The following is a 9,108-nucleotide window of genomic DNA, read 5'->3' as shown; positions in this document are numbered from 1 at the left end:
CACCCCAAACTCGTAGGGCTGGCGGCTCTTACCCTTGTTGATGCAGGAGACCTCCGGCGCATGGAAGCTGTAGAGCTTCGGCACCCCGTCTTTAGCCTTCTTGCTGGCGCTTTGCGCCACGATCTGAGTCGCCCGTGCCAGCGTGGTCTGTAGGGCTGCCTGCACCGTAGCGGCCAGACCCGTCACGGCTGCTGCCTTGCGCTCGATGTCGCGCTGCAGGCGACCGACCACGGTGCGCTGGCGCTTGAGGGTGCGGCGCATGCGACGGAATTGTTTGGCGTGCGCATAGCGCCCCGCCTTGTGGCCCAGGGCCTTGCCTTCCTTGGCGTAGGTTTGCTTGCACTCGATGCCGGCTTGCTTGGCCACCTCCACCAACTTCACCCTGGCGGTCTCCAGCAGCTTGCTGTCGGTGGGGTGGGCAATGGCTTTGTGCTGCACGGTGCTGTCCACAATCACCCGGCTCAATTCCTGCGGCTTGATGAGTTTGAGTTCCACCGCCGTGTTGACGGTCTGCGCCAGCAGTTCCTCGACGCCTTCATCGCCCAGCAGTTGGCGGAACTTGACCAGGGTGGTGGCGTCGCACGGGCGATGGTGCTCAAAGTAAGCTTGGCCCGAGAAGAACTGCCAGGTCGGTGTCTCGCCCCAGCGCTCGACCACGCCTTCGTCGGATTCGTTGAAGGCATGCTTCAGATACAGCAGCGCAATCATGATGCGCAGCGGCACTCTCGGGCGCCCGGCATTGCTCTTGCGGCCCACCACTGCTGGCGCCTCACCAAACAGGTCCAGGTCGGGCATGGCCACGCCCGTGCGGGCCTTGCGCATGAACAGGTGCGACACCGAAGCCTCAATCTGCTGCCAGGGCATGCGCGAAGACAGCACCGCCAGCGGATGGCGCAGGTCGATCATGTGGTCGATGCGAGCGCGGAAGAAATCATCGGTGGCGGGGCAGGCGAGCATTGGAAAAAACTCCCAAGAAATGGCGCTCAGAGGCCATCGAATTGGGAGAAATTATACCGTCAAATGGCCAATAAAGCCAATCAAATCAATGACTTACGAATAAATCAGGACCGACGCTTTGGCGCCAGACCCGTTGACGTGGCCAAATGAACCACCGGGGTGAGCCAAAACTTGGCTTCGCCATCCGGATGCGCCACATGCACGTGGATACGCGGTTCTTCGCGCGAGAAGAAGAACAGCCGATACGGCCCATCACGGACAACAGTGGGTGCCATGCCAATACTGTAGCCGATTCACAAGGCAACCCTCAACCGCCACACCCAAGCAAATCGAATATTGGTCCCAGATCGGGAAAATTGCGGCAGAAAACCCCGATCTGCCCTTCAGCGTCATCCGCGAAATTTTGGTCGCAGACCAAGAAGACCCCGTGAACGACTACCAGTTCGGCTGATACGCATCGTCGTCACCCCGACCTTTGAACGCGCCGTCAAAAAACTGCAGCGACAGCAAAAGTTTGCGCTTGACGAGGCCGTGCGAACCGTTGCCAACCAACCCGACGCCGGTGAAACCAAAGTCGGTGATTTGGCTGGCGTGCAGGTTTGCAAATTTCGCATGGGCAACCTGCTGTGCCTGCTTGTCTACCGGGTGTTGGATGAGAGCACCCTCAAGCTCTTGATGGTGGGGCCGCACGAGAACTTTTACCGCGATTTGAAGCGGACCGACCACTGACTCACTCGTAGTGTTGATGTCGATGACCCTGGCATAAGCACCGGCCAAGTCACCAGTCCAGCTCCTGGGCACAGTTCTCGACGGGTTCGGCCATGCCTTCTTTGATGGACTCGCGCATGTCGGGCACAGACAGCAAGTACAGCGTTTCCTGAATCGCCTGCCAGTCTTCCGCAGACACCAACACCGCATCGTGCCGCTTGCCGGTGATGATGATAGGCTGGTGCGAATCGGCCGCCTGGTCCATCAGGCGGTAAAGGTTCGATTCCGCGTCGCTGGCAGAGAGTGTTTGCATGGATGGAGACTCCTGCTCGAAAGCGTACGATTTTTGGTACGGTAAATCAATGTGAGACGGCGGTGTCAGTCCATCGGTGACGCCAACCAAACCGGCAGCAGCCCACCTTAATGACCTCTAACGTTTGAGTTCACCGGCCTGTGCGGCTTTTCGCGCAGGTCCGGTGGAATGAGAGGTTAAAGCCTCACAACCCTTTTTCAACTCTATCTTGAACATGCAATCCATCGAAATCAACAACGGAGAAATTTTTCGGAAGCGTGTGGAGTTTGAGGTCATCGCAATCCATCCTCATTCCACCCACAAGATTTAGAAACCACGAATCGACATCGGAACGCTTGCTCTTCATTGCAAGATGCGTAGATCGATTAATGCAAAAAGCCATGAAATCGGCAACTTGAAGCAACGGTTCTGCCGCAGAAGACGAATAGCAGCCGCTAAATGAGCCCTGCCAGTCATGAAATATTTTTGAACCAAATTGCGTACCCGGCTTTTTTCTACCCTCATCGATAAAAAGCGTGATCGGTTCCGGGTTTTTCTTGAACTTGATCTTTAGTTTAATCAACAGCCATACCAGGGAAAGATCCGCGCGGTCCGATAAGTCGAGACCGTCAATTATTCCAGCCAAGCCGCCTATTCCATGATCACCTAAAGTACGAGTATCGATTGTTTGAATAAGAACAGGCCATCGGTAGTGTTTGTAGATGGATGCGAAGAACTCAAACAATCTTAGATTTGCTTGATCTGGAAGCTTGTCCCAAGGAGATTTTCGGTTGTAAATGTCAACAAAGTGAAATTCATTCGCAACAACTCCGGTCAATACAGCAATCTCAGCCAAACACTCGGCCGCCTGTCTTCGAATGTCTTGAACGTCTTCATCTGGAAAAACAACAGCGACATGTGTTCGGCGATCACCAGTGACAAATGATGAGCCCGTGGCAATCTCCGGGCCGTATGTATCGTCAATTGCGATGTGCATAGTCTGGCTCTAAAGAGTTAGTTGACTGGCGCCGGAGCCCGAAGGCGCGGGGCACCATGAGCGGCCAATAAAAGCCTAGGGCACGGCACTGTTGGTATCCACGTTGAACGCACAGTTAGACCCTTTCGAGATTTTATTGGCCTTGTGCCTGCCGCTTCGCGATTACTTTCATAACTTCGCTCTGGACTACAGGCATAATGTCTGCCATATAGAATTTCATTTTTGCCATTGCCGATTTGCCCTCCGGCTTTTCCATAAATTCCACAAATGCCGACAACTCTTTTGTGGTCATGTGTTTAGCAAAGCTTTGTTTTGCAGCACTTTCAATAAGGTCGACTCTTACTTCTTTTGTCATGAATTCAATAAAATCAAGACGATGTTCCGCAGGTAACTGCGAGGCAATTTCACTTGCTGAGTCCTTGATTATTTGATTCATTGGAACCAATTCAAAATACCTCTCAACTAACTCGGCTTTATGTTGCGGCGCATCTTCAGCTGCGGCATCAAAATTGCATGCCGAGAGCTGCAGGGCGACGAACAGTGTAGAAAACTTAATGAAATCATTTATTCCGCGCACTTGATTTCCTCTTTTTTGACGAATAGAAAAATGATACAGAGAAGCAAAGTGCAGCAAACCCTACCCATTGCGGCTGCCAACTAGCGTTTAGCATTAAATCTGCATAGATCGATAGGAGTATGACTACAACAATCCATGCCGCAACGGATATCAACAATGCCGAAATCACTTTCAATCCGCCGCGGTCTTTTAAGAGGGTCGTTCTCGCAATAGCTCCTGCAGCGATTCCCATTATGACAAATGAAAAGTATATCAAAATAATCATAGCTTGGTCTAACGTGGAAGCTCAGGGGCGCGGAGCCGGCTTGCCGGCGGAGCGTCCCTCTGGAGCGGAATGTTAGAGGTTATACAAATACCCAACCTGAACCTCCGCACTTGTAACACTGCCCTGAAGCTCCGCCATCTCCACCACAGTTGGGACATATTTCTCTCGCTCCAGATTCTGGTGCTACATCAGGTTTCGGCGGGTCAGCCAGGCCGAGTTTTTTCTCGTAGCTTGTGAGTTTCTTCTGTAACTTCTTGATGAGTTCTTCCTGGTTCTGCAGCTCGGATTTGCTCTTTTCAATATGTTTAAACAACGACCTGCGCAACGCATTTGCTTCAGATTTTGCAGAAGACAGGGCGCCTTCGAGTTCAGCGATTCGACTATCTGTGGCCAAAGCTGAGCGATAACGAAGCCACAGAAATTCAAAGCTTGTTTCTGGCTCACTGACGCCGCGGCATACAGCAAAAAAATGCTCTTGGCGCTCAGTGCTTGGAGCCATGTACCCATGCTCAAGAGATTTGGCCCAGTTTCCATACTTGGCAAGTTGCTCCCGCTCGGATGTGCTGAATAAGTATCTGATCTTATCCAGAGGCAACAATTTGAACTCATGGTTGTTCAACGCGGAAACCTCTAACGTGCAATATACGCCGAGAACGGCGTATATTCATTCAAACAAAGGGTGTATATCAAAGCATCCCTCCCTCGTATGCCAAGCCAATAGCACACCTCATCGTGTGCAAAACCCGGGGCATTCGCCCCGGTCCCCAACGGCTTTACCCCATCTCCGCGCACGCGGGCCGGGCATTTGATTTTTATTAGACCACTATACCGCAACTCCAGGCACGGTTTGACTCTGCCGCAGCACCCATGCCCGGAACACCGCCAACGCGGGCCGTTCGGCCACTTGGGGCTGCACCAGGTAATAAGCCCGCCGCGCTTTCAATGGCCGCGCGCACGCCACCACCAGCGCGCCGCTGGCCAATTCGTCCTGCACCAGCAGGGTGGGCATCAGCGCCACGCCCAGGCCGCTGATGGCGGCGGCGGCCTGCATCGAAAAAAGCTCATACCTTGGCCCGGCCATGGCGCGGGGCGCGTCCACGCCTTGCGCGTCGAACCACTGGCGCCACGCCTCGGGCCGGGTGGCTTGTTGCAACAGGGGCATGTGGGCCAGGGCGTCGGGCGGCACCTCTGCCCCACCGGCCAGCAGGCGCGGGCTGCACACGGGCAGCACGTCTTCGTCCATCAAATGGGTGGCCTGGGTGCCGGCCCATTGCTGCAGTTGTTGCGGCGTGCCGGCCCAAATGGCGGCGTCAATGCCGGTGTCGGTGAACAAGAAGGGGCGGGTGCGCGTCTCGAAATGCACCAGCAATTCGGGCTGTTCAACAGCCAGACCGTGCAGGCGCGGAATCAGCCAGCGGGTGGCGAAGGTGGGCACGGCGGCCAGGGTCAGGCTGTCGCCCTGCCCGCGCCGGCCCATCAGCTCCACCGCGTCGCGTTCCAGCGCGTCCAGACGCTGGCGCACGTGGCGGGCGTAGTCGGTGCCGGCGGGCGTCAGCACCATGCCGTGCTGAGTGCGGCGGAACAGGGGCACGCCCAAAAAGTCTTCCAGCACCGCCACCTGGCGCGACACGGCGCCTTGCGTCAGGTTCAATTCCTGCGCGGCACGGGTGAAGCTTTGGTGCCGGGCAGCGGCTTCAAAGCAGTTCAGGGCTTGGGTGGAGGGCAGTTTGCGTCGCATGGCACGCCCAGCCTACACGGCATTTCGCACAAATGCTCATATCTGGCCCAAAATTTTTCGTTTGCGGGCGGGCCGCGCAGGGCCTACGATGGCGGCACTTTCAACCACGCTCTACACACACCACCATGGCCGCTTCTGCCCGCTTTTCCTGGTCCGACCCTTTCCAGCTCGACAGCCAGTTGACCGACGACGAACGCCAGGTGCGCGACGCGGCGCACGCCTATTGCCAGGAACGCCTGCTGCCACGGGTGCAATTGGCCTTCCGCCACGAAAGCACCGACCGCGCCATCTTCAACGAAATGGGCGAACTGGGTCTGCTGGGCCCGACCATTCCCGAACAATACGGCGGCGCCGGCCTGAATTACGTGTGCTACGGCCTGGTGGCGCGCGAGGTGGAGCGCGTGGACAGCGGCTACCGCAGCATGATGAGCGTGCAAAGCTCGCTGGTGATGGTGCCCATCAACGAATTTGGCACCGAAGCGCAAAAGCAGAAATACCTGCCCAAGCTGGCCACCGGCGAATGGGTGGGCTGCTTTGGCCTGACCGAACCCAACCACGGCAGCGACCCGGGCAGCATGATCACCCGCGCCCGCAAGGTGCCGGGCGGCTACAGCTTGAGCGGCGCCAAGATGTGGATCACCAACAGCCCGATTGCCGACGTGTTCGTGGTCTGGGCCAAGGACGACGAAGGCCAGATTCGCGGCTTCATCCTGGAAAAAGGCTGGAAGGGCCTGAGCGCCCCGGCCATCCACGGCAAGGTGGGCCTGCGCGCCAGCATCACCGGGGAAATTGTGATGGACGAAGTGTTCTGCCCCGAAGAAAACGCCTTCCCCGAGGTGCGCGGCCTCAAAGGCCCCTTCACCTGCTTGAACAGCGCACGCTACGGCATTGCCTGGGGCGCGCTGGGCGCGGCAGAGGACTGCTACTTCCGCGCCCGCCAATACGTGCTGGACCGCCAGCAGTTCGGCCGCCCGCTGGCGGCGAACCAGCTCATCCAGAAAAAGCTGGCCGACATGCTGACCGAGATCAGCCTGGGCCTGCAAGGCTGCCTGGCGCTGGGCCGCATGAAAGACGCGGGCCATGCGCCGGTGGAGGTGACCTCCATCCTCAAACGCAACAGCTGCGGCAAGGCGCTGGACATTGCCCGCACCGCCCGCGACATGATGGGCGGCAACGGCATCAGCGACGAGTACGGCGTGGCGCGCCACCTGGTGAACCTGGAGGTGGTGAACACCTACGAGGGCACGCACGACGTGCACGCGCTGATTCTGGGCCGCGCCATCACCGGCATTGCCGCGTTCAGCAACTGAGCACAGGCTGCCCATGGCCCTGCCCCCGCTGAACCCCCATGCCGCTGCGCCCGAGCTGCCCCGCCCGCTGGCGGGCGTGAAGGTACTGGACCTGTCGCGCGTGCTGGCCGGCCCCTGGGCCGGGCAGATTCTGGCCGACTACGGCGCCGACGTGATCAAGGTAGAGCGCCCCGGCAGCGGCGACGACACCCGCGCCTGGGGCCCACCGTGGTGGGGCGAAGGCTCCGAGCGGGTGGCGGCCTACTTTCTGTGCGCCAACCGGGGCAAGCGCTCGGTGACCATCGACATCGCCAGCCCCGAAGGCATCCAGCAGGTGCGCGAACTGGCCCGCGAGGCCGACGTGCTGATCGAGAACTACAAGGTGGGGCAACTGGCCAAGTACGGGCTGGACGCGCCCAACCTGCAGGCCATCAACCCGGGGCTGATCTACTGCTCCATCACCGGCTACGGGCAAACCGGCCCGCTGTCGCACAAGGCGGGTTACGACTTTGCCATCCAGGCCGAAGCCGGGCTGATGAGCATCACCGGCAACAAAGGCGAGGAACCGCAGAAGGTGGGCGTGGCCGTGACCGACCTGATGACCGGCGTGTACGCGGCCACCGCCATTTTGGCAGCGCTGCACGAGCGCCAACGCACCGGCAGGGGCCGGGTGCTGGACGCCTCGCTTTTCGACGTACAGGTGGCCATGCTGGCCAACCAGGCCAGCAACCAACTGATTGGGCAGACGCGGCCCACCCGCATGGGCAATGCCCACCCCAACATCGTGCCCTACCAGGTGTTCCCCACCCGCGACGGGCACATGGTGCTGGCCGTGGGCAACGACGGCCAGTTCACCCGCTTTTGCGAGGCCGCCGGCCACCCGGCCGTGGCCCGGGACGCACGTTTTTCCACCAACCCGGCCCGGGTGGAGCACCGGCAGACGCTGGTGCCGCTGATCACCGGCTGGACGCTGACGCGCGACACCGCCGACTGGGTGGCCCTGCTGGACCGCGCCGCCGTGCCCTGCTCGCCCATTCTGGACGTGGCCCAGGTGCTGGAACACCCCCAGGTGGCCGCACGCGGTATGGTGCTGCCCCGGCACAACGGGCCGCACGGCCCCACCCCGCCCATGGTGGCCCACCCGGTGTTGATGGACGGCCAGCGCCCGACCGCCCAGCGGCCGCCACCGGTGCTGGGGCAGGACCGGGCCGGCTGGACCAACCCGCCCACCGGCTGATTCCCTGGCGACACCCGCCGCTGGCGGGCCGACACGGCTGGCCGTATCATGGAACGTGCCGGCCCTGTGGCCGCAGCCCACGCGGCGCCCGCACCCCACACGGGCCCCCACCGGCGGGCCGACACCGCGCCCCGCCACCGACCGACCACCCCATTGAGACGACCATGGACATGAAGGCCACCCCCCTCGCCCTGCTCAAAGACCCGACGCTGCTGAAAACCGACGCGCTGATCAACGGCCAGTGGGTGGCCGGCGCCAGCCGCTTTGCGGTGCACGACCCCGCCACCGGCCAGCACCTGGCCGACGTGGCCAACCTGGGCCCGGCCGAGGCCGAAGCCGCCATTGCCGCCGCCAACGCTGCATGGGGCGCCTGGAAGAACAAGACTGCCAAGGAGCGCAGCGCCATCCTGCGCAAGTGGTACGACCTGCTGATGGCCAACCAGGACGACCTGGGCCGCCTGATGACCGCCGAGCAGGGCAAGCCCCTGCCCGAAGCCAAGGGCGAAGTGGCCTACGGCGCCAGCTTCGTGGAATGGTTCGCCGAAGAGGCCAAGCGCGTCAACGGCGAAACCCTGCCCCCCTTCGACAACAACCGCCGCCTGCTGGTGCTCAAGCAGCCCATCGGGGTGTGCGCGGCCATCACGCCATGGAACTTCCCCCTGGCCATGATCACCCGCAAGGTCGCGCCCGCGCTGGCCGCCGGTTGTCCGGTGGTCATCAAGCCGGCCGAACTGACGCCGCTCACCGCCCTGGCCGCCGCCGAGCTGGCCCTGCGTGCCGGCATTCCGGCGGGGGTGCTCAACGTCATCACCGCCGACAGCGCCAACTCCATTGCCGTGGGCAAGGTGCTGTGCGCCAGCGACGTGGTGCGCCACCTCAGCTTCACCGGCTCCACCGAGGTCGGCCGCATCCTCATGGCGCAGTGCGCGCCCACGGTGAAAAAACTGTCGCTGGAACTGGGCGGCAACGCGCCCTTCATCGTGTTCGACGACGCCGACATCGACTCGGCGGTGGAAGGGGCGTTTGCCAGCAAGTACCGCAACGCCGG

12 protein-coding genes are annotated in these 9,108 nt (G+C 60.5%); 5 read left to right on the top strand and 7 right to left on the bottom strand.

The features are described from left to right. Both HA630_RS14285 and HA630_RS26600 read right to left on the bottom strand, forming a co-directional pair. On the bottom strand, window positions 1–957 hold a 957-nt coding region (locus tag HA630_RS14285), incomplete at its 3' end, for an IS5 family transposase (RefSeq protein ID WP_166833657.1). 104 nt (window positions 958–1,061) lie between these two features. Beyond that, window positions 1,062–1,232 carry a DUF4160 domain-containing protein gene (locus HA630_RS26600; protein ID WP_166835484.1) on the bottom strand — a complete coding sequence of 57 codons (171 nt, stop codon included), beginning with the start codon at window positions 1,230–1,232 and terminating at the stop codon, window positions 1,062–1,064. Between HA630_RS26600 and HA630_RS26595 the strand changes: the two genes are divergently transcribed. Then, a complete protein-coding gene (locus HA630_RS26595) occupies window positions 1,226–1,408 on the top strand; it encodes a TA system antitoxin ParD family protein (protein WP_166835482.1) in 183 nt (60 codons plus the stop codon). The genes HA630_RS26600 and HA630_RS26595 overlap by 7 nt on opposite strands. Continuing rightward, complete coding sequence (locus HA630_RS14270) at window positions 1,405–1,686, top strand: type II toxin-antitoxin system RelE/ParE family toxin (protein WP_208300092.1); 282 nt, start codon at window positions 1,405–1,407, stop codon at window positions 1,684–1,686. Before HA630_RS26595 ends, HA630_RS14270 begins: the two co-directional genes overlap by 4 nt. A gap of 49 nt (window positions 1,687–1,735) precedes the next feature. On the opposite strand, the gene HA630_RS14265 is transcribed toward HA630_RS14270, so the two are convergent. From HA630_RS14265 to HA630_RS14245, 5 genes are all read right to left on the bottom strand, one after another. Next, a complete protein-coding gene (locus HA630_RS14265) occupies window positions 1,736–1,978 on the bottom strand; it encodes a type II toxin-antitoxin system Phd/YefM family antitoxin (RefSeq protein ID WP_166835480.1) in 243 nt (80 codons plus the stop codon). 184 nt (window positions 1,979–2,162) lie between these two features. Then, window positions 2,163–2,954: a hypothetical protein gene (locus HA630_RS14260; protein WP_166835479.1), complete on the bottom strand. Its 792-nt coding sequence runs from the start codon at window positions 2,952–2,954 to the stop codon at window positions 2,163–2,165. A 133-nt stretch (window positions 2,955–3,087) separates the two neighbouring features. After that, complete coding sequence (locus HA630_RS14255) at window positions 3,088–3,588, bottom strand: DUF2059 domain-containing protein (protein WP_166835477.1); 501 nt, start codon at window positions 3,586–3,588, stop codon at window positions 3,088–3,090. Between the two features lie 287 nt (window positions 3,589–3,875). Beyond that, window positions 3,876–4,415: a DUF413 domain-containing protein gene (maoP, locus tag HA630_RS14250; RefSeq protein ID WP_166835475.1), complete on the bottom strand. Its 540-nt coding sequence runs from the start codon at window positions 4,413–4,415 to the stop codon at window positions 3,876–3,878. A 204-nt stretch (window positions 4,416–4,619) separates the two neighbouring features. Next, complete coding sequence (locus HA630_RS14245; protein ID WP_166835473.1) at window positions 4,620–5,534, bottom strand: LysR substrate-binding domain-containing protein; 915 nt, start codon at window positions 5,532–5,534, stop codon at window positions 4,620–4,622. 125 nt (window positions 5,535–5,659) lie between these two features. Between HA630_RS14245 and HA630_RS14240 the strand changes: the two genes are divergently transcribed. From HA630_RS14240 to HA630_RS14230, 3 genes are all read left to right on the top strand, one after another. After that, entirely contained in the window at window positions 5,660–6,844 is a 1,185-nt protein-coding gene (locus HA630_RS14240) for an acyl-CoA dehydrogenase (RefSeq protein ID WP_166834803.1), read from the top strand. Between the two features lie 13 nt (window positions 6,845–6,857). Continuing rightward, window positions 6,858–8,060, top strand: coding sequence for a CaiB/BaiF CoA-transferase family protein (locus HA630_RS14235; RefSeq protein WP_208300065.1), 1,203 nt, complete (start codon window positions 6,858–6,860; stop codon window positions 8,058–8,060). A gap of 164 nt (window positions 8,061–8,224) precedes the next feature. Continuing rightward, the coding region (locus HA630_RS14230; protein WP_166834805.1) for an aldehyde dehydrogenase family protein at window positions 8,225–9,108 on the top strand (884 nt) is incomplete at its 3' end.

Source organism: Aquabacterium sp. A08, from assembly GCF_011742065.1.
The sequence above is the reverse complement of the archived record's forward strand: the minus strand, read 5'-3'. Positions and strand labels throughout refer to the sequence as shown.